Raw genomic sequence first — 22,387 nt, 5'->3', positions numbered from 1 at the left:
GTAGTTGAACGATCAACCAGGGCGAGCGAGCCTGAACGCAGACTGAACGCCGCCCGTCAGCCCATCGAGAGGTGCGAACCCGTCCAGCGCTGCCGCAGCCAACGGTCGTGACTCGCGATCACGACGGTCGCGCGTGTCGTGGCCAGGGCGTCCTCGAGGTCGTCGACCAGCGCCAGCGACAGGTGGTTGGTCGGCTCGTCGAGCAGCAGCAGGTCCGGCCGCCGCGCGATGAGGACCGCCACCGCGAGACGGCGCTGCTGCCCCTGGCTGAGGTCGCCGACCGGTCGACCGAGGTCGCGCGGATGGATGAGCCCGAGCGCGCCCAGCGGTCGCGCGGCGTCCGGGGCGGCGGCGTCGTACACCTCGCGCGGCGTCCGCTGCGGGTCGGCGAACGCGACGTCCTGCTCCAGCAGGCCGACCCGCCGCGCCTGGACGACCAGGTCGCCCTCGGCCGCGAGTCGTCCGGCCAGCACTGCGAGCAGCGTCGACTTGCCGCACCCGTTCGGACCGGTGACGAGCAGGTGCTCGCCGGCGTCGACGTCGAGCCGGTCGAGGCGCAGGCGATGAGGTACGACGAGGTGCCGCGCTCGTACGCTGCCCGCCCTCTGTGATGCGAACGAGCCCGAGAACTCAAGTGGCGCAGGCGGTTTGGGGATCAGGTCGCGTTCGATGGCGGCGATCCGCTGCTCGGCGTCACGGATGCGGCGGCGCACGGTCGCCTGCACGTTCTGCCCCTTGAACGCGTAGATGAACTTGTCGTTGTCGCGCGGCCCCCGGTTGTGGGCGATGTCGAGGTCGGTGGTCCTGGTCCTGCCCTGCAGCTCGTTCAGCTCGTCGCGCTGGGCGACGAACGCCTCTTCCCAACGCCGTCGGCTGTCGCGCTTGTGCGCGAGATAGCCCGTGTAGTTGCCGGTGAACCGACGACCGCCCTCACCGTCGGTGCCGAGGTGCGACGGGTCGAGGTCGACGACCGCGGTGCACACGCGGTCGAGGAACACCCGGTCGTGACTCGCCACCAGCACGATGCCGGGCAGCGAGTTCAGCTGTGTCTCAAGGAAGTTCAGCGCATCGTCGTCGAGATGGTTGGTGGGTTCGTCGAGGACGACGCACTCCGGCTGGCGCGTCAGCAACGCCGCGAGCGCGAGCCGGGTGCGCTGACCGCCCGACAGCTCACGGACGAGCTGGTCCCGGTCGACCGTCGCGAGCCCCAGGCGCCGCGCCGCCATCTCGGCGCGGCGGTCGGCGTCCCAGGCGTCGTGCTGCTGCGCCCAGGTGAGCAGGGCGTCGTACTCCTCGGCCGCGCCGGGAGCGGTGAGGTCGGCGGCCAGCTGCTCCATCCGGCGTACCCCGTCGTGCAGCGGCGCGAGCGCATCGGTGAGCACCTGACCGACCGTCGACGTGGGGTCGAGGCCGCTGTCCTGGGCGAGATAGCCGAGGTCGTCGGGCGCCGTGACCTCGCCGCCGTCGGGCTGCTCGCGGCCGGTGACGATGCGGATCAGCGTCGACTTGCCGGCGCCGTTCTCGCCGACGAGACCGACACGCTGGCCGGGCGACACCACGAGGTCGACGCCGTCGAGGACGGGGCGGGTGTCGTAGGTCTTGGACAGGTCGCGGATGACCAGGGAGGTAGACATGAGAGCTCCTGCGGCGGGCCCGACGTCGTACGCCGGCCGGCCAGGTGGTGCGGGTTGCTCGCCGGGCGTACGACGTCAGTGCGTCGGGGCCGCAGGCGCGAGCAGGGCAGGAGTCAGTGCTTCATGATGCGTCGAGGCTAGGCGCGGGCACGCGGTCCGCGCAAACCCCTTTTCCACGAATCTCGTCTGTCCGGCAGTGCATGGAGTGCCGACCAGACGAGATTCGGGCAAGGGTGCGGCGAAGGCTGTCTGTCCGGCAGTGCATGGAGTGCCGGACAGACGAGACTCGTGCGGTCAGGCGACGCGAATCGCGTCCTGGGAGCGGAGATACCGGCGTACGCCGGCCGCGGCCGTCCGGCCTGCGCGGTTGGCTCCGATGGTGCTCGCCGACGGTCCGTAGCCGACCAGCTGGACCCGCTCGTCGGCCACCGCCGTCGTGCCACGGCCGTTGCGGTCGAGCTGGATGCCGCCGGCCGGCGTACGCAGGTGCAGCGGCGCCAGATGGCCGATCGCCGGACGGAAGCCGGTCGCCCAGAGGATCACGTCGACGGGTTCGTACGAGCCGTCCGGCCACCGCACGCCGTGCGGCTCGATGCGTTCGAACATGGGGCGCCGGGCGTCGTACGCCCCGAGCCGGGCGGCCTCCTGCTCCTGCTCGCGCAGCATCAGGCCGGTCACGCTGACGACGCTCTCGGGCGGGAGGCCTCGAGCGACGCGTTGCTCGACCAGCGCGACTGCTGCTGCGCCGGCCTCGGGCGTGAATCTGCTGGTGCGCCAGACGGGTTCGCGCCTCGTGACCCACAGAGTGTCGGTGATCGGGGCGAGGGCGCCGAGGAACTGCACGGCTGACGCGCCGCCGCCCACGACGAGCGTGCGCATGCCGACGAAGTGCTCGGGGCCCGGGTAGTCGACCGTGTGGATCTGCTCGCCGACGAAGGACTCCGCGCCCGGGTAGTGGGGGATGAACGGCCGTGACCAGGTGCCGGTCGCGTTGACGAGCGTGCGGGTACGCCAGGTGCCGGCGTCGGCGTGCACCACCAGCGTGCCGGCGTCGTCGGTCACGCGACGCACACGCACCGGTCGGCGTACGGGCAGGTCGTGGGCACGCTCGTACTCGGCGAAGTAGGCGGGCACCGCCAGGTTGGCGCGAGCGTGGGTGCGCGGGGGCGGCTGCGAGCCGGGCAGCTCGGCGACACCGTGCACGTCGGTCATGGTGAGCGCGTCCCACCGGTGCTGCCAGGCGCCGCCAGGAGCGTCGTCGGCGTCGAGGACGATGTGGTCGATGCCGAGTCGGCTCAGGTGGTACGACGTCGACAGGCCCGCCTGACCCGCACCGATCACCACGCTCGACAGCTCGCTCACGGCAGCGTCAACACCGGCCGGCCGCCCGATGTTTCCCAGAGCCCTCGGCAAGAACTGTCTGTCCGGCAGTGCATGGAGTGCCGACCAGACGGTTTTCGTACGAGGCTGTGCGAATCTCGTCTGTCCGGCAGTGCATGGAGTGCCGACCAGACGGTTTTCGTACGAGGGTCAGGCGGTGAGGGGCAATCGGCGTACGCCGCGGATCACCCGTGATGTCCGCATCGGCACCCGACCGGCCAGGCGCAGCGTCGGCATGCGCTCGGCCAGCACCCGCAGCGCGACCTCGGCCTCGAGCCGGGCCAGAGGAGCGCCGACGCAGTAGTGGATGCCGCTGGAGAACGCCAGGTGGTCGGAGCCGTCCGTGCGGGTGATGTCGAACCGGTCGGGCGACGCGAACGCCTCGGGGTCGCGGTTGGCGCCGCCGATCACCGTCACGATCCACTCGCCGGCGGGGAAGTGGCGACCGGCGATCTCGTTGTCCTGCAACGCTGTTCGTGACGTCAGCTGGATCGGCGGGTCGTAGCGCAACGTCTCCTCGACCACGGCCGACGCGAGCGACGGGTCGTCGGCCAGAAGCCGCCACTGGTCGGGGTGCAGCATGAGCTGGTGCACGGCGTTGCCGATCAGGTTGACCGTGGTCTCGAAGCCGGCGACGAGCAGCAGCTGGCACAGCGGCAGCATCTCGACGGCCTTGATGCCCTGACCCTTCTCGCCGGCGAGCAGCGTGAGCAGGTCGTCACGCGGGTCGGTCTCACGCTCGGCCAGCAGCCGCCTGAACATCGCCTCCAGCGATCGTTTCGCTCCGAGCGCCTGGTGGGCGTGGTGCAGCGACGTGATGCCGTCGAGCGCCCGCCCGAGGGCGGTGCCGTAGCGGATGAACGTGTCGCTGTCGGCGTCCGGCACGCCCAGCAGGTCGCTGATCACCATGATCGGCAGCGGTCCCGCGAGCGTGCGCTGCAGGTCGAACCGGCCGCCGCGCGGCACCGCGTCGAGGAACGTGTGCACCTGCTTCTCGATGGTGGGTTCGTACGCCGCCATGCGCCTGGGCGTGAACGCCGGAGCCGCAACCCGTCGGATGCGCGTGTGGTCGGGCGGGTTGAGCTCGAGCAGCGACAGGTCGATCTCGCCGGTCGAGCGTCCGACCTGCTCGCGCGGGGTGGTGCCCCAGTCGCGGCTGCGCAGTACCTGGCTGCAGACGGCGTGCGTGACGGTCACGTGGGTGTGCGGGAAGCGGCCGGGTGACAGCTCGGGGCGGGCGCGGATCTGCTCGTAGAGCGCGTACGGGTCGCGGTGCCAGGGGCGCAGCCCGATACGGGCCATCGGTTCGCGACGGATGCGACCGGCGTACTGCGTCTGCAGCTTGGCCTTGTAGAGCTCGGTCGCGAAGCTGCGGGCGAGGCGCAGCTCGTCGAGGTCGATCGGTGACTTCATGCTGGCCTCCGGACGGCGCACTACGGGAGTAGTGACCAGCATCACACAGATCGGCGCTCAGAGGGCGAGCTTCATGCCTTCGTGGCTCGCGACGAACCCGAGCCGCTCGTAGAACGCCTTGGCCTCGGGGCGTGACTTGTCGGTGGTCAGCTGGACGAGCGCAGCGCCGTGCGAGCGGCTGTACTCGATCGCCCACTCGAAAAGCGTTGTGCCCAAACCAGATCCGCGCTGCGACGACGCCACACGCACCGACTCGATCTGAGACCGTAGCGCCCCGCCACGCGACAGCCCGGCAATGAACGACAGCTGCAGCGTGCCCACGACCTCGTCGTCAGGGTCGAGCACGACGACGAGCAGCTGGTGGGGGTCGGCGTCGATGCGCTCGAACGCCGAGGCGTACGCCGGGTCGTCGCCTGCGCGTTCGCGGCCACTGCCGAGGTGGTCGTCGGCGAGCAGTCCGACGATGGCAGGGACATGCTGCGCCTCCGCTCGTGCCACGCGTCGTCCACCGGTCAGCTCGCCCACGATCGTCGTCACGCCGGCGAGCCTACGTCGGTGCTGAACCCGCGCCCGCGGTGGAAGTCCTCGTACTGCAGCCACTTGTCGTGCATCGCCTGCGAGACGTCGATCCCGCGGCTGCGGGCGAACACCAGGCACATGCCGATCACGTCGGCGAGCTCGGAGGCCGTTCGGGCGTCCTGCTCGGCCTGCGACAGCCCGCGGTCGCGACCCTGGCCGCTGGCGGTCAGATGCGCCTGGACCAGCTCGCCGACCTCCTCGGTGAGCTTGAGCAGGATCCACTCGTCGGTGCGCTCGACGGCGTAGTGGTCGGCGTATCCGGCCGAGACGTACTCGACGCGGTCGGTGAGCTCGGCGATGTCCACCGGGCGACCGTAGCGAGGTCCGGTGACAGCACGCAGTTGACCTCAAGTCGACTTCACTTCTTAGCGTCGGCGCATGACCTCCGAACAGACCAGCCGAGCCATGGCCGTCGACCGGCCCGGCGTCCTGCGCCTCGTCGAGCGCTCACTCCCGCAGCCCGGACCCGGGCAGGCGCGCATCCGCGTCCGCGCCGCCGGTGTCCAGCCGTACGACGGAGCCGTGGTCGACGGCTGGGCGCCACCCGGTGCCGGCTCGACGCCGCCGATCATCCCGGGCAACGAGTTCGCCGGCGATGTCGACGCTCTCGGTGAGGGTGTCGACGGAGTGGAGGTCGGCGACGCGGTGCTCGGGTTCGGGCAGCTCGGTTCCTACGCCGAGCATCTCGTGGTCGCCGCCGAGCAGGTCACGCCCAAGCCCGAGTCGATGTCGTGGCGGGTCGCCGGAGGGCTCACGGCCGGCGGCCAGACCGCGCACATCGCGCTGGAGATGCTGGAGGTCGGGCCGGGCGACGTGCTCCTCGTGCTCGGCGCGGCGGGTGGCGTGGGTCAGATGGCCGTTCAGCTCGCCCGAATCGCCGGAGCACGTGTCATCGGGGGAGCACGCGTCGCGCACCATGAGCGCCTTCGCTCTCTCGGTGTCGAACCCGTAGACACTGCAACGGGATTCGCCGATCGGATGCGCGATCTTGCTGAAGGTGAGGTGGACGCCGTCATCGACGGCGTCGGCGGCGAGCTGCTCGACGAGACGCTCGGCCTGGTCAAGGACCGTGCGCGGGTCATCACGCTCGTCGAGCACGGCCGCGCACCAGAGCTGGGCATCCGGACGACCGAGAACCGCCGCTCGGCCGAGCGCCTGGCCGAGCTCGCCGCACTTCAGGCGGCCGGCGACCTCGACGTGCGCATCCGCCGGACGTTCCCGCTGGAGCAGGCCGCCCACGCGCTGCAGGCCCTCCGCGAGGGAGGCGGCGGCAAGATCGTGCTGACGGTCGACTGAGTGGCGTGACGTGGCGACTCCCCGCTCGACGACGCTCGTACGCGCAGACGACGCGCACATCTCCGCGTCGTCTGCGCGTACGAGCGTCGGCTGGTCGGCGGCCGGGCCGGGAGAGGTGAGCGGTCGGCGTACGCGTCAGGCGGGGCCGGTGGTGTCGCCGACACGCAGATCGACGGTCATCGTCACGTCGGTGACGTGCTCGCCCGCGAGCGCGCGGCGTACGAGATCGCCGGCAAGCCGGCCCTTCTCGACCGGGTGCTGGTCGATCGTCGTGAGGCGGTGACCGAGCCACGGCAGCTCGACGCCGTCGTAGCCGGTGACCGACAGGTCGTCGGGCACTCGCAGGCCGCGCTCCGCGGCAGCCTGGATGACGCCCGCGGCGAGGAGGTCGCTCTGGGCGATGATCGCGGTCGGGCGCGGGTCGAGGTCGAGCAGCAGCCCGGCGGCCTCGCGGCCGTGCTCGACGGACGCGGTCTCGGCGCACACCATCGGCACGCCGTCGCCGAGCACGTCGAGGACGCCGTACGCGCGGTCTCGTGTGATCGGGTAGGTGGCGGCTGCGACGCGGGCTCGGTCGACGACACGCGTCGGCCCGGGCTGCCCGAGCGGCATCAGGACGTGTCCGACGCGCTGGTGCCCCAGATCGCGCAGATGGCGTGCCAGCCTCGCGGAGGCGCCGCGGTCGTCGACGGACAGCTGGGTGACGTGCGGGTCGATCGGCGAGCCGGTGGCGATCATCGGGATGCCGCGACGCGCGAGCTCGGGCACGAGCGGGTGCTGCTCGGCGCTGCACAGCAGGAACACGACGGCATCGACCGCGAACGACGAACCCGGCGGCTGGTCGCCGTCGTCGGGCTCGGGCATCAGCAGCAGGCCGGACCCGAGATCGCTCAGGCTCTGCGCCAGGCCGTCGCACAGCAGCACGGCGTAGGGGTCGCGGAACGCATGGATCAGGCGCGCCGGCACGACCGCGCCGACCACGCCCGAGCGGCCGTGCCGCAATGACGACGCGAGCGGGTCGGGGCCCTGGTAGCCGAGCTCGTCGGCCGCCGCGCGCACCTTGTCAGCGGTGGCCTGGGCGACGGGCTTCTTGCCGCTGTAGACCAAGGACGCCGTCGACATCGCCACGCCCGCCCGGGCCGCCACGTCACGCAGCGTGATCCTGGGCGGTCGGGTCGAGGACTCGCGGGCGACCGGCACCCGCTGAGGCTATCGAATCGATTCGGGGACGGTCGTCGTCGACGAGCCGGTGACGAGGAGCGAGCTGAGGCCCTCGGTGCGCAGGTCGGCGACCCGGTCGCGGATCGCCGGAGCGGCACTCAGGCCGTCGGTGCCCAGCACGCTCACGACCTTGCCGGTGTGCCGGTTCTTGAGCTGCGCGAGCAGCAGGCGGTGCGGCTGGTCGCCGACCGGCACCTCGACCTCGCGGGCGTTGACCAGCGCCCAGGTCTGCTTGCGCCAGGTCACGGCGGCCCCGCGGGCGGTCGGCGTACCGGCATCGAGCTGGTAGAAACCCCAGTCGCTGTCGCGTCGGATCTCCCGTGCCTGAGCTGGATCGACGTCGGTGAGGGTGGCGATCGACACCGACTGTCGTTCGAGCCGGTCCAGGGACGGGGAGGGCGAGCCGTCGTCGTACGACGCGACGCGGGTGGCCGTGGGTGCTGCGGTCGAGCGGTCCTCCGCATGGGCCGGGACGGTCGGGCTGGTGAGGGCGGCGAGCGCCGCGGTGGCGACGACCGCGAGGGTGGCGCGGGTCAGGTGGGTGCGCGTGCTCATGGGTGGCCTCCGTCGGCGCGTGCAGGGGTGCGGGTCCGGGGCTCAGAGGGACAAGGGCTGCGGATGGTTCCGGCGTGCTCGCGCTTGACGGCCGACTCGCGCCGAGAGCACAATCCTGATGCCGTATCGAATCGATTCGATGACCCGCCCAGCGAGAGCAGAGACCGCGCCCGTGCACCCCCAGGCCGACGCCCCGAGCCGCCCCGCGAACGCCGACCACGACTTCGCGCTGACCTCACGCGCGGTCTACGCGACGTTCGCGCTCAACGGCGCAGCGTTCGCGACCTGGGCCTCGCGCATCCCCGACATCAAGGCCGAGCTCGGCCTCAGCACGCAGGGCCTCGGGCTGCTGCTGCTCGCCATGTCGATCGGAGCGGTGATCGCGCTACCCACCTCGGGACGCATCACAGCACTGCTCGGGGTCCGTCGCGCCGTCCTGCTCGGAGCCGCCGCCGCGGCCGTCGGTATCGGCGGCGCCGGCCTCGCGGTCGGGCTCCTGCAGTCGGCCGCGCTCGCCGGGGTCGGGATGTTCGTCGCCGGCATGTCGATCGGGGTCTGGGACGTCGCCATGAACCTCGAGGGCGCGCACGTCGAGCACTGCATGGGCCGGGCGATCATGCCGAGATATCACGCGGCGTTCTCCGGCGGCACGGTCCTGTCCGCACTGCTCGGCGCGGCGGCGTCGGCAGGTGAGGTGAGCGTCGCTGTACACCTCCCGCTCATGCTGCTGCTCATCCTCGGCGCCATGCTGCTCACGGCCCGCGGCTTCCGCCTCGTCGCGTCGGCGGAGGTCGAGGACGACGACGAGCCGTCGACCGCACGCAGCGCCTGGCGCGAGCCGCGCACCCTGCTCATCGGGGTCGTCACTCTCGTCGCGGCCTTCACCGAAGGCACCGCCAACGACTGGGTCTCGGTCGCGTTCGTGGAGGGCCACGACCTGCCGAGCTGGGCCGGCGTCCTGGCGTTCGCCGTCTTCCTGTCGGCGATGACGCTCGGGCGGCTGAGTGGCACGCACCTGCTCGACCGTTACGGGCGCGTGCCGGTCCTGCGGGCCATGTTTGTCGCGGCGGTGATCGGCAGTCTGCTCGTGGTGTTCGGCTCGCCGACCCTGGCGTACGTCGGTGCCGCGGTCTGGGGCGTCGGCGTCGCCCTCGGGTTCCCGGTCGGGATGAGCGCGGCCTCCGACGACCCGCGCCGGGCCCACGCGCGGATGTCGGTCGTCAGCACCATCGGCTACACCGCGTTCATCGCCGGCCCGCCGCTGCTCGGCTTCCTCGGAGAGCACGTCGGGATCCTGCACGCGCTGCTCGCGGTCGGCTGTGCCGTCCTCGTCGCGCTGGCGTGCCTCCCTGCCGTCCGCGAGCCCGCGTCCCGAGACCGTGTCGGCGGCGTGGCGGACGCGGCGTAACCTCGGAAGGCGGAGCCTCTTCCGACCGCGATGTGAGAGACGTCGAGCGTTAGCCACCACGGTTACTGTGAAGTAAGTAACATCGCGCCGGACATTTCCGAAGGGAGCACTCATGAGTGTGCAGACGCGCCATCGCGTCGGACTGCTCGATGTCACCAAGGGTCTGGTGCGTCTGACGCCGGACCTGGGCATGGTCCTGACCAAGGGCCGAGGGCTCGTGACGCGCAAGCCGACGGCCAAGGAGTCGATCGGCCAGATCTTCCAGAAGGTCGCAGCAAAGCAGCCCGATCAGCCGTTCCTGAAGTTCGACGGGCAGGTGCTGTCCTACGGCGAGGCCAACAAGCAGGTCAACCGCTACGCCTCCGTCCTGCAGGAGCAGGGTGTCGAGCGCGGCGACGTCGTGGGCGTCCTCGCCCACAACGAGCTCGAGACGATGCTGGCGATGCTGGCGACCGTCAAGCTCGGTGCCATCGCCGGCCTGATCAACTACAACCAGCGCGGCGAGGTCCTGGCCCACAGCCTCGGCATCCTCGACGCCCGCGTCGTGCTCGTCGGCGACGACTGCCCCGAGGTCCTCCCGAGCGCGGGCGAGGCCGGTGCACGCCAGCACGTCCTGACGTTCAGCGACCTGCGTGCCAAGGCCCAGGGCGCCTCCGACGCCAACCCCGAGGTCACCGCGCAGATCGTGGCCAAGGAGAAGGCGTTCTACATCTTCACCTCGGGCACGACGGGCATGCCCAAGGCCAGCGTCATGAGCCACTTCCGGTGGCTGAAGTCGTACTCCGGCCTCGGCGCCCTCGGCGTCCGTCTGCGCAAGGACGACACGCTCTACTGCTGCCTGCCGCTCTACCACAACAACTCGGTGACCGTCGGCCTCAGCTCGGTGCTCGCGGGCGGCGCCGCCATGGCGATCGGCCGCAAGTTCTCGGCGTCGAAGTTCTGGGACGACATCGTCGCGTACGACGCCACGGCCTTCGTCTACATCGGCGAGGTCTGCCGCTACCTCCTCAGCCAGCCCGAGCGTCCGATCGATCGCGAGCACCGCGTGCGCGTCATCGTCGGCAACGGTCTGCGCCAGGACATCTGGCACGACTTCCAGCGGCGGTTCGGCATCGACCGCATCGCCGAGTTCTACGGCGCCAGCGAGTGCAACATCGCGTTCATCAACGCCTATGGTGTCGACGAGACCGCCGGCACCTGCCCGCTGCCCTACAAGGTGGTCGAGTACGACCTCGAGACCGGTGAGGCCAAGCGCAACGCCAAGGGCCGCCTGACCAAGGTCAAGACCGGTGAGACCGGCCTGCTGCTCGCCAAGATCACCGACAAGCAGCCCTTCGACGGCTACACCGACCCCGAGGCCACCGAGAAGAAGCTGCTGCGCAACGGCTTCAAGAAGGGCGACGTCTGGTTCAACACCGGCGACCTCGTCCGCCACCAGGGCCTGCAGCACGTCGCGTTCGTCGACCGGCTGGGTGACACCTTCCGGTGGAAGGGCGAGAACGTCGCGACCACCGAGGTCGAGGCCGCGCTCGCACGCGTCCCCGGCATCGCTGACAGCACCGTCTACGGCGTCGAGGTGCCCGGCACCGACGGTCGCGCCGGCATGGCGGCGGTCGTCCTCGAGCCGGGCGCCGACCTGCACGGGCAGGCCGTCGCCGACAAGCTGTACGACCTGCTCCCGTCGTACGCCGTGCCGCTGTTCATCCGCGTCGTCGACTCGCTCGAGCAGACCTCGACGTTCAAGAGCCGCAAGGTCGAGCTGCGCAACGAGGGCTTCGCCGACTCGCCCGACCCGGTGCTCGCGCTGAAGAGCTCGACCGAGGGTTACGTCGACTACTACGACGGCTACGCCGAAGAGGTCGCCCGCACCGGCAGCGCGCCCCGCTGACCTGAGTTCCACCTCTCGACGAATCTCGTCTGTCCGGCAGTGCATGGAGTGCCGGACAGACGAGATTCGTGTGTGTACGCCGGTCGGCGGCTGTCCCGGTGTGACCTACCGCGTGGGGCTGCTTCCGGTGTGACGTACCGCGCGATGGTGGTGGCGACGGCGTACCTTGACCGGCATGTACCTCCCTGCTCACACGGCCGTCGACGACCGCGCGCAGATCGAGGAGTTCGTGCGTCGTACGGGCGTGGCGAGCCTGGTCACGGTCGGCGCCGACGGCGTGCCCGACTCCACGACGGTCCCGGTGCTGTGGGAGGGCGACCGGCTGATCGCTCATCTGGCGCGGGCCAACCCGCAGGTCGCCCGCGTCGTCGAGGGGGCGAGTGCTCTCGCCGTCGTACGCGGACCGGACGGCTACATCACCCCGAGCTGGTACGCCTCCAAGGCCGAGCACGGTCGCGTCGTCCCCACCTGGAACTACACGGAAGTACAGATCCGCGGCACGGTCACGACGTACGACGACGCCGACCGGCTGCTCGACGTCGTCACCCGTCTCACGGATCATCATGAGATCCAACGGGATTCGCCGTGGGCGGTGACTGATGCGCCCGACAAGTACGTGCGCACGCGGCTCAAGGCGATCGTCGGTGTCGAGCTCGTGATCACCGATGTACATGCCAAGGCGAAGGTCAGCCGCGACAAGCCGGAGGCCGACCAGGAGTCGGTGCTGGCCGCCATGCCCGACGGTCCGATGCGCGCGGCTCAGCTCTCGGGCGGACTGGCCTAGCCGGCCAGACGGGACTCCTTGATGGCCGCCCGGCGGGCGAGCCGGTGCTCACGGCGGATCTGGGCCTCGCGGTGACGACGCTGGTCCTCGTCGGTCTCGGGGTCCAGCGCGCGGACCGCGCGCGGCTTGCCCTCGACGTCGACCGCGACCATCACGAGGTACGCCGATGCGACGTGCACGGGAGCGCTCAGCTCGTCCCACCGCGTCGTCTCGACGCGGGTGCCGACCTCCATCGAGGTGCGGCCCGCCCAGTTGACCTGGGCGTGCACGGTGACGACGTCGCCCACGCGCACGGGTGAGAGGAACAGCATCTCGTCCATGGAGGCGGTCACGGCCGCGCCGCCTGAGTAGCGGGCGGCGACGGTGCCGGCAGCGTCGTCGACGAGCTTCATGATGTTGCCGCCGTGCACCGTGCCGAGCAGGTTGGTGTCGTGCGCGCTCATGATGTGCGCCAACGTCACTCGGGTGTCCGACGGTGCTGCGGTTCGTGACTCGTCCATGGGTGGACCGTCAGCCCGACCCACGGCGTACGCGGCATCCACAGACGCCGACGTGACCGACGCCACGGAGAGTCAGGTCAGCGCTGCGTCGCGAGGTCGGCGGCGTCGAGGTGGCCGATCTCGTTGTAGGTCAACAGCTGGGGCCCGCGGCGGCCGACGGTGATGCGGGTGACGCCGGTGTTGATGCCGGTGAACGCGAACTGCTTCCAGACGTCCATGTCGCCGTCGGCGAGCACGCGTGAGGCGGCCCGGCTGATGCACCCGACCGAGCTGACCACCAGCTGGCGTGGCGACTCGTGGGCGAGGACCCGGTCGAGCGCGCCGTCGACGCGGTGGCGGAAGGTCGCGAACGTCTCGTCGTACTCGTCGTCGTGCTCCCCGGACGACCAGCGCAGGATGGCCTGCTCGAACATCTCCTCGAACGCCGCACGCGGGCGCAGCGTGCGCACCATGTCGGCCTTGAGCACGAGCAGGTGCTTGTACGCCGGTCGGTAGCCGCTGATGACGGCGTCGTGGTCGAGCTCGTTCCAGTCGGCGTCGATCTCGGCGTCGAGGTCCCAGCCGGCGCCGACCGCGATCTCGGCGAGCGTCTGCTGGTGGCGTCGCATGCCACCACAGACGATGCGGTCAGGGGTCCAGCCGCGACGCCCGAGGTCCTCACCGAGCAGCCGCGCCTGGCGCCGGCCGGTGGGGGAGAGCTGGTCGTAGTCGCTCTTGCCGAACGACGCCTGGCCGTGGCGTACGAGCAGGACGGACTGGGGCTCCATGGACAAGAACTATCGCACCTGGCGCCGACGTCAGCGCGACCTCGACGACTCGGCGACGATCGCGGGCGCGTGCTCGACCATCCACACCATGAGCGGCGTCAGCAGCGCGGTGAGCTCGAGACCGCGCGCGGTCAGGGAGTACTCGACGTGCGGCGGGACGACGGGGTGGGCGTCGCGGCGTACGAAACCGTCGGCGGCGAGCGTACGCAGCGTCTGGGCGAGCATCTTCTCGCTCACGCCGTCGGCTCGGCGACGCAGCTCGCTCCACCGCACGGGCTCGCCGTCGCTGAGCGCGAGCAGCACGAGCAGCCCCCACTTCGACATCACGTGGTCCATGACGACCCGACTCGGGCACCCGGCCTCGAACACCGCGTCGGGGAGCGCCTGCTGCGGAGTACTTACCTTCATGTAGGTACCTTACTTAAAAGTCGGTACTAACCACAGGGAAGTGCTTGCGGTTGAACGTCGTTCGACACCGATGACAGCAGTCACCAGCTCGAAAGGACCTCCCATGACCATCCTCGTCACCGGCGCGACCGGCCACCTCGGACGCCTCACGATCGACGCGCTCCTCCGCCGCGGCACGCCGGCCACCGACATCGCCGCCCTCGTGCGCGACCCCGGCAAGGCGACCGACCTCTCCGACCTCGGCGTCGACGTGCGCGTCGGCTCGTACGACGACCCGGCGGCCCTCGACGTCGCGTTGCAGGGCGTCGACCGCGTACTGCTCGTGTCGGGCAGTGAGCTCGGCCGACGGATCACCCAGCACCAGAACGTCATCGACGCCGCCGCGCGCGCCGGCGTCTCGCTCGTCGCCTACACCAGCGCGCCCCGCGCCGACGTCTCGCCGCTGGGTCTCGCGAAGGAGCACTGGGCGACCGAGCAGGCACTCGCCGACTCCGGCCTGCCGTCCGTCGTCCTGCGCAACGGCTGGTACCTGGAGAACTACACCGGTCAGATCAGCACGCAGGTCGAGCACGGCGTAGTGCTGGGTGCGGCCGGCGACGGTCGGGTGTCGGCGGCGGCGCGAGCCGACTACGCCGAGGCTGCGGCCGTCGTCCTCACGCAGGACGATCACGCAGGTCAGGTGTACGAGCTGGGCGGCGACGCGCCGTTCACGATGAGCGACTACGCGGCCGAGGTGGCGAAGGCATCGGGTGCGGCGGTCGAGTACCGCGACCTGCCTCAGGCCGAGTACGCCGCCGCGCTGGTCTCGGCGGGCGTGCCCGAGCCGTTCGCCGAGGTGCTCGCCGACAACGACGCGGGCCTGAAGGGCGGTGCGCTGCTGGTCGAGACCGGCGACCTCAGCCGGCTCATCGGGCGCCCGACCACGAGTCTGGCCGAGGGCGTACGAGCGGCTCTCGTCTGAGCGGCCGGGGCGCCGCGGTCGGCCCTCGGTCGCGGTGCCCCGATCTGCTTGCGCCGCGGGGCCGACGGAGCCATAGTTACTCGTGAGTAACGAGGCGAAGGAGCCCACCGTGCAGGTCCCACTCCCCGACGGGTCACAGCTCGAGGTCACGCTGACCGAGGTCGACGACGCCGGTGCGCCGGTGCTGATCGTGTGGCCGGCGTTCGGTGCGAAGGCCCGGTTCTACGGTCAGCTCGCCCGCGCCCTCGCCGCGCGCGGCATCGCGTCGGCCGTGGTGGAGTGGCGCGGTCAGGGTGGCAGCACACCGCGCGTCGACCGGGACGCCTCGTTCGGCTACCACGACCTCGCGAGCGTCGATGCGCCCGCGGTGACGGCGGCCGTCCGCGCGGCCCGGCCGCACAGCCCGCTCGTGCTGCTCGGCCACAGCCTCGGCGGGCACGTCTCCACCCTGTACGCCACCACGCACCCCGGCGAGGTCGACGGGCTCATCCTGGTGGGCTCGGCGTCGCCGTACTTCCGTGGCTACGGGTGGACCGGGATCCCGCGCTCGTACATCGGGACGTCGTTCATGGCGCTGACGTCACGCGTGGTCGGCTACTGGCCGGGCGACCGGCTGAAGTTCTGGGGCCGCCAGTCGACGGTGCTGATCCGCGACTGGTCGCGGCTGTCGCGCACCGGACGCTGGCAGCCGGCAGGCGCCGACGTCGACTACGAGAACGCCATGGAGACGGCGCAGCTCGACGTGCTCACGATCTCGATCGAGGGCGACCCGCTCGCGCCGGTCAAGGCCGTCCACGCCCTGACCGACCGCCTGCGCTCGGCGCGGGTCACGTCGTGGCACAGCGCTCGCCGCGTCGGGCACATCCAGTGGGTACGCAACCACGACGAGATCCTCGACCGCATCGAGCAGTGGCTGAAGGTCACCGTCGCCTGAACAGCTGCCACCAGCGGCGACGGGTGGGCGGCTCGGGAGGCGGTGCGACCGGCGTACGAGCGGCTCGCTCGGCGCGCAGCTCGCGCCACCGCTCGACCACGTCGTCGACGTCGACGCCCGCGACGATCGGCCGCGACAGCTGTCCGAACGTCGGCTGCAGGATCTCGTCCCGCACGCGACGGTTGAAGTCACGCAGCACCTCACGCACCGACTCCTCGGTGGCCAGGCCGGCCAGTGACTCGGGGAAGCCCTCACGTTCCTTGCGCAGCGCGAGCGCCGGGGGCAGGGTCGCGCTGGTGTCGAGGCCCTCGCGGCGTACCCAGCGCTTGACCCACCAGTCGGGGTCGTCGATGTCGTGCAGGTCGAGGGGCTTGCCGGTGCCCGGCAGCTCGTCGAACTCACCGCGCTCTTGGGCCTCGCGGATCACCCGGTCGATGTGCCCCTCGTGGTAGCCCATGCGACCCAGTATCCGTCGGGGCGTCACGTCGTCCGGACATGGCCGTCGTCGTCGACGCGCAGGGTGATCGTGCGGTCGGCTGCGGCCGGCAGGGCGCTCGGGTCGTACGCCGCGCTCACCGGCTTCAGCTGCTGCTGCGAGATGCCTGCAGCAGCAGCCTCTTTCGCGGGCAACGACCCGATGCCGAGGACGGCGACGGCTCCGACGGACAGGGCGGTGGCGATGGCTGCTGGCGTCTTCATGGGTACGACGGTCGCGCCGTCTCCCATGAGCCGCCTGTGAGCCTTCTGTGCCGGTCCTACGGCCGGCCGCGACGCCGGCCGTGCGCCGCAGGTCAGGCGTTGTTCCAGGCCTCGCGCAACGACGCGATCGGACGTCGCTTGTCGAAGGTGTCGGGCACGGCGAGCTTGCAGATCTGCTTCCACGTCGACGCGAGCTGAAGCGCGAAAGGCCCTGTGGTGTAAGGCAGTCCGTAGCGCGCGCAGATCTCGCGCACCCGCGGAGCGATCTTGATGTAGTGGTTGGACGGGATGTCCGGGAACAGGTGGTGCTCGATCTGGTGCGACAGGTTGCCGGTCATGATGTGGAACAGCCTGCTGCCCGAGATGTTGGCCGAGCCGAGCATCTGGCGGATGTACCAGTCGCCGCGGGTCTCGCCGTCGATCATCTCCTCGCTGAAGGTGTCGACCTCCTCGGGGAAGTGACCGCAGAAGATCACGGCGTGCGCCCACACGTTGCGGATGACGTTGGCGGCGAGCGAACCGGTGAGGGCACGGCCGCCGGACTTGGTGAGCATCGCGATCGCCGGGAGCGCGATGTACTCCTTGACCACCTGGTCCTGCGCCTTGACGCGCAGGGCGAGCAGGTCGCTGTCGAACTGCTCGCGTGTCTTGTAGCCGGCCTTGACCATGTCCCACTCGAGGTCGTACGACGCGATGCCCCACTCGAAGACGAACGAAAGTCCAACGTTGACAAGGGGATTGAAGACATCGCGCTTCTGCCACGGCTGGTCGGGGCTGACGCGCAGGATGTTGTATCCCACGTCGCGGTCCTTGCCGATGACGTTGGTCCACGTGTGGTGCAGGTCGTTGTGGGTGTGCTGCCAGCCACGGGCCGGCGCGACGAAGTCCCACTCGTAGGTCGTGGAGTGGATGTCGGGATCGCGCATCCAGTCCCACTGGCCGTGCAGGACGTTGTGGCCGATCTCCATGTTGTCGAGGATCTTGCCGAGGGCGATCATGCCCGTGCCGGCGAGCCACAGCGGCTTGTAGCGGCTGCCGAGCAGTGCCGCCCGGCCGGCGAGCTCGAGGCTCTTCTGGATGGTGATCATCCGCCGGATGTAGGCCGCGTCCTTGGCGCCGCGCGAGGCGATGACCTCGTCGCGCAGGGCGTCGAGCTCCTCGCCGAGCCGGCGTACGTCGTCGTCCGAGAGGTGCGCGGCAGCCGGTGGGCGTACGGCGACGCCGCCGTCGGTGGGCAGGACGCCGGTGCGCTTCTCCTTGGGCGGCGTGTGACTGCGCCCGATGTCCTGGGCGGTCTTGTCGGCCTGCGTGGACTCGGCGGTCAGGGTCATGAGTGCTCCTCTGTGGGGGTGAGGGGGCGTGGAGCTAGACGTCGAGGTGGACGGGCCCGCACGGGGCGGAGATGCAGGTCTGGATGAGGTCGCCCTCGTCGGCGCGGATCTCGCCGGTACGCAGGTCCTTGACCTGGCCCGCGCGCAGCGGGACGAGGCAGCTGCGGCAGATCCCCATGCGGCAGCCGTGCGGCATGAGGACCCCTGCGTCCTCGCCGAGCTCGAGCAGAGTGGTGGAGCCGTCCCCGTCGGCCTCCTTGTCGGACTTCTCGAACACCACGTGCCCGCCGCTGCCGCCGTCGGCGAGCAGTGCGGTCTCGAAGCGTTCGACGCTCAACGCGTCGGGTGCGTGGTGCTCGTGCCACATGGCGGTGGCGTCGTCGAGCAGCTGGGCCGGACCGCAGACGTAGGCCTTGCGCGAGCGCCAGTCGGGGCACAGCCGGTCGAGGTCAGCGGGGGTGGTGAGGTCGATGCGGCCGTCGGTGCCGGTGTAGCGGTGCACCACGTGCAGCGACTCGTGCTCGGCGGCCAGGCGCGCGAGCTCGTCGCGGAACAGCGCGTCCTGAGAGGTGCGCGCCGAGTGGATCAGGACGACGTCGGCGTCGGGGCGGCGCGGCACGAGCGTACGGATCATCGACATGACGGGCGTGATGCCCGAGCCCGCGGTGAGCATCAGCAACGGTCGCGGGCCGGTCGGCAGGACGAAGTCACCCTGGGGTGGCGCGAGGAACAGGATGTCGCCGACCTTGGTGTGCTGCACGAGGTGGCTGGAGACACGGCCGACGGCGGTCACGGTGATGGCTGGGTCCTCGCCGGCCGGCGCCGACAACGAATAGCTGCGCCACTGGCGTACGCCGTCGATCTCGACGCCGATGCGGGCGTACTGACCGGCCTCGTGCGCGTGCCAGCCGCGCCCGGGACGGAACGTGATCGTGACGCTGCCGGAGCACTCAGGGGTCACCGAACGGACCACGCCACGGAGCTGTCTGGCCGAGGACAGCCGGTTGACCAGTCGCAGGTAGTCCTGCGGTTGGTACGGCGCGGTGAACACGGACGCTGCGGACAGCGCGACCTCTCGTACACCCACGTGTCCAGTGTGATTGCTGTGCGCGGCATAAATCTGCTGCCTCGCACTACAATCAGATCGCCAGAAACTATCCCCTCGCGAGCAAAGTTCCCGATATGTCCGAGCATCTGCCCCCAGCGGACGGTGATCCTCCGTGGGCTGAGCTCCCCGCCGAGGTGTCCGAGGCGATCCGGCCGCACGTCAGCGAGATCGTCGAGCAGATCATCGCGGCGATCCAGCGTGACGTCCCGGCGTACTCCCGACCGCTCGAAGGCGACTTCGGCACCGCCGTACGCCGCGGGGTCGAGGTGGCGCTCAGCCGACTGCTGCTCGAGCTGCCCGGCCGGGCCGAGCCGGCACTGAGCGCCGACGACCGGCTCGTCTACCAGCAGCTGGGTCGCGGTGAGGCGCGGACCGGTCGCCCCCTGGAGGCGCTGCTGGCGGCGTACCGCATCGGAGCGCGCGTGGCGTTCCGGTCGACGTCGCAGGTCGCGGTCGACGAGGGCCTCGACCCGACCGTGCTGCTGCCGTTGGGTGAGTCGATCTTCGTCTACGTCGACGAGCTGTCGGCCACGAGCGTCGAGGCGTTCGCCGACGAGCAGTTCCGTCAGGTGGGCGAGCGCGACCGGCGGCGCGGCGCGCTCCTGGAGCTGATCGTGTCCGGCCGGGTCGACGAGGCCGAGATGCGTACGCAGGCCGCCGAGGCCGCGTGGACCGTCCCCAGCGACGTGGTCGTGGCCGTGCTGCCCCTGGAGGACGCCGACGGCCTGCGGGTCGCGCTCGGTGACGCCGCGCTCGTCCGCGCCCGCAACCAGCACGCGGTGGCGCTGATGCACGCACCGGTCGGCGCGCGCGGGCGAGCCGAGATCGACCGGCTGCTCGGCCAGCGTCGAGCCTGGGTCGGCCCGGCGCGGCACTGGACCCGAGCCGGCGACTCCTTGCGGGCGGCCCTGTCGGGGCTTGCAGCCGAAGGTGACGACGCACCGGCCGCCAGTGGCGCCCGCTGGGTCGACGACCACCTCGCCGACCTGCTGCTCGGGGCCGACCCCGAGCTGATGGCCGACCTCGCGCGCCGGCGGCTCGCACCCCTCGACGACCTGCGCGACAGCCAGCGGCAACGGCTCGCCGAGACGCTGCTGTCGTGGCTGCGCCATCGGGGCGAGCGCGCCAAGGTGGCGGCCGAGCTGCACGTGCACCCTCAGACGGTCGGCTACCGCGTCTCGCAGCTGCGCGACGTGTTCGCCGACGACCTGGACGACCCCCAGATCCGGTTCGAGCTGGAGATGGTGCTGCGGGCCGGCCACCGCTGACCCGCCCGGCCGTCGTACGGGCCGCTGCCACCGTGCCTACGCCGGTCGGACATGCTGGAGACATGCCTGACTACGTCGCGCTGGGTGACTCCTACGCCGCGGGAGCCGGCGCCGGCCAACCGATGAACGCCTGCTTCCGCTCGGTCGCGGGCTACCCCGTCCAGATCGCTCGAGCGCTCGAGACCGACGTCAGCCTGCAGGCGTGCCGTGGCGCGACGGTCGCCGACGTGGCCGCCGTCCAGCTCGACGCGCTGTCGGAGTCGACCCGCCTGGTCACGCTGACCGTCGGCGGCAACGACCTCAACTTCACCGACGTGCTCACCGAGTGCGCCAAGCCGACGTGGATGACGCACAGTGCCGAGGCCGTCGAGGCCGCGCTGGAGTTCGTACGCCACGAGCTGGGTGAGCGCCTGACCGGCCTCTACGCGATGGTGCGTGAGCGCGCGCCGCAGGCGTCGTTCGTGGTGACCGGCTACCCCCGGCTCTTCGCGGGCAAGGACTGCAACCTCGCGACGTTCTTCAACGACGCAGACATGGCCCGCATGAACGACATCGCCGACGAGCTCGCCGCTGTCATCGAGGCGGCGGCCGCGCCGGCCGGTGCGATGTTCGTCGACGTCCGGCCGACCTTCGACGGGCACGCGGCGTGCGAGGACGACGAGTGGATCCGCGGCATGTCCCGACCGCTCGAGGTGTCCTACCACCCCAACACGGCCGGCCACTCGGCGTACGCCGTGCAGATCGCCGACGCGCTCGGCTTTCCGTACGGCGACATCGTCACGGCCGCGCGCGTGCCGGTCGTGGTGCAGGGCCCGCCGAGCGGCTCGGACGAGGCGGTGTTCGCGCCGCCGCAGCTGCTCAGCGACGAGAGCATGGCCGGCGCGCGGCACTACGGGCTCGACCCGGACGAGGTGGCCGAGCTGGCCCGCCGCAACGAGGCCGAGGCCGACCAGGCGGCGTACGAGCGCCTCTGGGAGCTCGACAAGGCCGCGCGCCAGAACGTCGGCTGAACTCCCGGAAACGGCTGTGCCACAGCGATATTCACCGACCGGTAGTTGACCAGTTCCTGACCTGTTCGCCGCGGAACGCGGGTTGTCGCCGGCACCTCGCGCGAGGACCTTTCTCGTATGACGAGACGATCTGTGAAGCGTGGACTGGTCCTGGCCGGCTCCGTGGCGCTCGCGGCGGGCCTGATCCCCACCGCCGACGCCGCCGCTGGTTCGTACGTCGCCCTGGGCGACTCCTACTCCGCGGGTGTCGGCACCCGCGCCAAGGTCGACAGCTGCTACCGCTCGACGTACGGCTACCCGGCGCTCGTGGCCTCGCGCTACGGGCTCGCGCTGTCGTACCAGGCGTGCAGCGGCGCGCGTACCGCTGACGTCACCAACAACCAGCTCGGTGCGCTGAGCAGCGGCACGGCGTACGTGTCGATGACGATCGGCGGCAACGACGTCGGGTTCGCCGACGTGCTCACCGAGTGCGCGCAGCCCGGCTGGATGAGTGACTGCGACGGCGCCATCGCCGGAGGTCGCGCGATCCTCACCGGTCAGCTGCCCGGCCGGTACGACTCGCTGTTCGGAGCGATCCGCAGCAAGGCGCCCAACGCCAAGATCGCCATCGGCGGCTACCCGCTGATCTTCAACGGCGAGGACTGCAACGCGTTGACGTTCTTCAGCCCGTCCGAGGAGGCGAGCCTGAACTCCGCGACGAACGACCTCGACAGCCTGATCCGGACCAAGGCGACCGCCCACGGTGCGTCGTTCGTCGACCCGCGGTCGTCGTTCAGCGGTCACGCGGTGTGCGACAGCACCGAGTGGATCAACGGCCTCAGCAACCCGGTTGAGGAGTCGTACCACCCCAACCGCCTCGGCAACGACGGCCTCGCCAAGCTGTTCGGTCCGGTGCTCACGGGCTCGGCGTACAAGACGTCGACCCTCACGACCGCGAAGCCGTCCACGGCGCAGCGCAACCGGGCCGCCGCCGACAAGGTCCTGCGGATGGACCTGGCCGCGCCCGCCAACCTGGACAAGGCCGCCCGCGCGGGAGTCTCGCCGACCGAGGTCAAGCGGCTGAACTCCCTTCTGCGGTCGAGTGATCCGGCCGTCGTGGACCGCGCGCTCACCGACCTGCGAGCCCTCGACCGCCAGGCGTCCTGACCTGTGCGGCGCTGAACAGCACGCGAACGTCCAGCAGCGCCCACGTGACGTGGCCCGACTCACCTGTCGGGCCACGTCGGCGTAGGCGAGGATGGAG

The 22,387-nt window shown here is 70.8% G+C and carries 23 protein-coding genes; 9 read left to right on the top strand and 14 right to left on the bottom strand.

Features of this window, described 5'->3' with window-relative positions; genetic code table 11:
* Nucleotides 1-56: 56 nt before the first annotated feature.
* The 5 genes from VV01_RS17335 to VV01_RS17315 all read right to left on the bottom strand — a co-directional run bounded on the left by VV01_RS17335 (nucleotide 57) and on the right by VV01_RS17315 (nucleotide 5,311).
* Nucleotides 57-1,634, bottom strand: coding sequence for an ABC-F family ATP-binding cassette domain-containing protein (locus VV01_RS17335; RefSeq protein ID WP_050670988.1), 1,578 nt, complete (start codon nucleotides 1,632-1,634; stop codon nucleotides 57-59).
* Nucleotides 1,635-1,928: 294 nt separating this feature from the next.
* Nucleotides 1,929-2,996, bottom strand: coding sequence for an FAD-dependent oxidoreductase (locus VV01_RS17330; RefSeq protein ID WP_050670987.1), 1,068 nt, complete (start codon nucleotides 2,994-2,996; stop codon nucleotides 1,929-1,931).
* A gap of 168 nt (nucleotides 2,997-3,164) precedes the next feature.
* Nucleotides 3,165-4,427, bottom strand: a complete 1,263-nt coding sequence (locus tag VV01_RS17325; RefSeq protein WP_071606427.1) for a cytochrome P450 — start codon at nucleotides 4,425-4,427, stop codon at nucleotides 3,165-3,167.
* 57 nt (nucleotides 4,428-4,484) lie between these two features.
* Nucleotides 4,485-4,964: a GNAT family N-acetyltransferase gene (locus VV01_RS17320; RefSeq protein ID WP_197275087.1), complete on the bottom strand. Its 480-nt coding sequence runs from the start codon at nucleotides 4,962-4,964 to the stop codon at nucleotides 4,485-4,487.
* Nucleotides 4,961-5,311 carry a nucleoside triphosphate pyrophosphohydrolase family protein gene (locus VV01_RS17315; RefSeq protein ID WP_050670986.1) on the bottom strand — a complete coding sequence of 117 codons (351 nt, stop codon included), beginning with the start codon at nucleotides 5,309-5,311 and terminating at the stop codon, nucleotides 4,961-4,963. The genes VV01_RS17320 and VV01_RS17315 overlap by 4 nt, the downstream gene beginning before the upstream one ends.
* A gap of 73 nt (nucleotides 5,312-5,384) precedes the next feature.
* On the opposite strand from VV01_RS17315, the gene VV01_RS17310 reads away from it, so the two are divergent.
* Nucleotides 5,385-6,302: a quinone oxidoreductase family protein gene (locus VV01_RS17310; RefSeq protein ID WP_050670985.1), complete on the top strand. Its 918-nt coding sequence runs from the start codon at nucleotides 5,385-5,387 to the stop codon at nucleotides 6,300-6,302.
* Nucleotides 6,303-6,437: 135 nt separating this feature from the next.
* Here VV01_RS17310 and VV01_RS17305 read toward each other — a convergent pair whose 3' ends face one another.
* Nucleotides 6,438-7,502 (bottom strand): LacI family DNA-binding transcriptional regulator, encoded by a 1,065-nt coding sequence (locus tag VV01_RS17305; RefSeq protein WP_071606426.1) that lies wholly within the window; start codon nucleotides 7,500-7,502, stop codon nucleotides 6,438-6,440.
* A gap of 9 nt (nucleotides 7,503-7,511) precedes the next feature.
* A complete protein-coding gene (locus tag VV01_RS17300) occupies nucleotides 7,512-8,078 on the bottom strand; it encodes a hypothetical protein (RefSeq protein WP_050670984.1) in 567 nt (188 codons plus the stop codon).
* 139 nt (nucleotides 8,079-8,217) lie between these two features.
* On the opposite strand from VV01_RS17300, the gene VV01_RS17295 reads away from it, so the two are divergent.
* The 3 genes from VV01_RS17295 to VV01_RS17285 all read left to right on the top strand — a co-directional run bounded on the left by VV01_RS17295 (nucleotide 8,218) and on the right by VV01_RS17285 (nucleotide 12,158).
* A complete protein-coding gene (locus VV01_RS17295) occupies nucleotides 8,218-9,486 on the top strand; it encodes an MFS transporter (protein WP_082221064.1) in 1,269 nt (422 codons plus the stop codon).
* Nucleotides 9,487-9,598: 112 nt separating this feature from the next.
* Nucleotides 9,599-11,374: a long-chain-acyl-CoA synthetase gene (locus tag VV01_RS17290; protein ID WP_050670983.1), complete on the top strand. Its 1,776-nt coding sequence runs from the start codon at nucleotides 9,599-9,601 to the stop codon at nucleotides 11,372-11,374.
* Nucleotides 11,375-11,549: 175 nt separating this feature from the next.
* Nucleotides 11,550-12,158, top strand: a complete 609-nt coding sequence (locus tag VV01_RS17285) for an FMN-binding negative transcriptional regulator (protein ID WP_050670982.1) — start codon at nucleotides 11,550-11,552, stop codon at nucleotides 12,156-12,158.
* Here the strand turns inward: VV01_RS17285 and VV01_RS17280 are convergent.
* The 3 genes from VV01_RS17280 to VV01_RS17270 all read right to left on the bottom strand — a co-directional run bounded on the left by VV01_RS17280 (nucleotide 12,155) and on the right by VV01_RS17270 (nucleotide 13,833).
* Entirely contained in the window at nucleotides 12,155-12,658 is a 504-nt protein-coding gene (locus VV01_RS17280) for an acyl-CoA thioesterase (protein ID WP_050670981.1), read from the bottom strand. The genes VV01_RS17285 and VV01_RS17280 overlap by 4 nt on opposite strands.
* A 77-nt stretch (nucleotides 12,659-12,735) precedes the next feature.
* The gene (locus VV01_RS17275; protein WP_050670980.1) at nucleotides 12,736-13,425 is read right to left on the bottom strand and encodes a histidine phosphatase family protein; all 690 of its coding nucleotides are present in this window, start codon (nucleotides 13,423-13,425) and stop codon (nucleotides 12,736-12,738) included.
* Between the two features lie 30 nt (nucleotides 13,426-13,455).
* On the bottom strand, nucleotides 13,456-13,833 hold the full coding sequence (locus VV01_RS17270) for a winged helix-turn-helix transcriptional regulator (protein ID WP_050670979.1): 378 nt from the start codon (nucleotides 13,831-13,833) through the stop codon (nucleotides 13,456-13,458).
* A gap of 103 nt (nucleotides 13,834-13,936) precedes the next feature.
* Here VV01_RS17270 and VV01_RS17265 point away from each other — a divergent pair, with 103 nt between their 5' ends.
* Nucleotides 13,937-14,794: an SDR family oxidoreductase gene (locus tag VV01_RS17265; RefSeq protein WP_050670978.1), complete on the top strand. Its 858-nt coding sequence runs from the start codon at nucleotides 13,937-13,939 to the stop codon at nucleotides 14,792-14,794.
* A gap of 109 nt (nucleotides 14,795-14,903) precedes the next feature.
* Nucleotides 14,904-15,728: an alpha/beta hydrolase family protein gene (locus VV01_RS17260; protein ID WP_050670977.1), complete on the top strand. Its 825-nt coding sequence runs from the start codon at nucleotides 14,904-14,906 to the stop codon at nucleotides 15,726-15,728.
* Here the strand turns inward: VV01_RS17260 and VV01_RS17255 are convergent.
* The 4 genes from VV01_RS17255 to VV01_RS17240 form a co-directional block, all read right to left on the bottom strand.
* Nucleotides 15,715-16,185, bottom strand: coding sequence for a DnaJ family domain-containing protein (locus VV01_RS17255; protein ID WP_050670976.1), 471 nt, complete (start codon nucleotides 16,183-16,185; stop codon nucleotides 15,715-15,717). The two genes, VV01_RS17260 and VV01_RS17255, sit on opposite strands and share 14 nt — an antisense overlap.
* Nucleotides 16,186-16,208: 23 nt before the next feature.
* Complete coding sequence (locus tag VV01_RS17250) at nucleotides 16,209-16,427, bottom strand: hypothetical protein (RefSeq protein WP_157508902.1); 219 nt, start codon at nucleotides 16,425-16,427, stop codon at nucleotides 16,209-16,211.
* 92 nt (nucleotides 16,428-16,519) lie between these two features.
* Nucleotides 16,520-17,758 (bottom strand): fatty acid desaturase family protein, encoded by a 1,239-nt coding sequence (locus tag VV01_RS17245; protein ID WP_082221063.1) that lies wholly within the window; start codon nucleotides 17,756-17,758, stop codon nucleotides 16,520-16,522.
* Nucleotides 17,759-17,792: 34 nt separating this feature from the next.
* Entirely contained in the window at nucleotides 17,793-18,845 is a 1,053-nt protein-coding gene (locus VV01_RS17240) for a ferredoxin reductase (protein WP_050670974.1), read from the bottom strand.
* Between the two features lie 95 nt (nucleotides 18,846-18,940).
* Between VV01_RS17240 and VV01_RS17235 the strand changes: the two genes are divergently transcribed.
* The 3 genes from VV01_RS17235 (at nucleotide 18,941) to VV01_RS17225 (ending at nucleotide 22,290) form a co-directional block, all read left to right on the top strand.
* Nucleotides 18,941-20,134, top strand: a complete 1,194-nt coding sequence (locus VV01_RS17235) for a PucR family transcriptional regulator (RefSeq protein ID WP_050670973.1) — start codon at nucleotides 18,941-18,943, stop codon at nucleotides 20,132-20,134.
* 62 nt (nucleotides 20,135-20,196) lie between these two features.
* Nucleotides 20,197-21,144 carry an SGNH/GDSL hydrolase family protein gene (locus VV01_RS17230; protein ID WP_050670972.1) on the top strand — a complete coding sequence of 316 codons (948 nt, stop codon included), beginning with the start codon at nucleotides 20,197-20,199 and terminating at the stop codon, nucleotides 21,142-21,144.
* A 132-nt stretch (nucleotides 21,145-21,276) separates the two neighbouring features.
* Entirely contained in the window at nucleotides 21,277-22,290 is a 1,014-nt protein-coding gene (locus VV01_RS17225) for an SGNH/GDSL hydrolase family protein (protein ID WP_231635263.1), read from the top strand.
* Nucleotides 22,291-22,387: the final 97 nt, after the last annotated feature.

It is taken from the genome of Luteipulveratus halotolerans (genome assembly GCF_001247745.1).
Lineage (GTDB): Bacteria > Actinomycetota > Actinomycetes > Actinomycetales > Dermatophilaceae > Luteipulveratus > Luteipulveratus halotolerans.
This window is presented reverse-complemented; position numbering and strand designations above follow the sequence as displayed.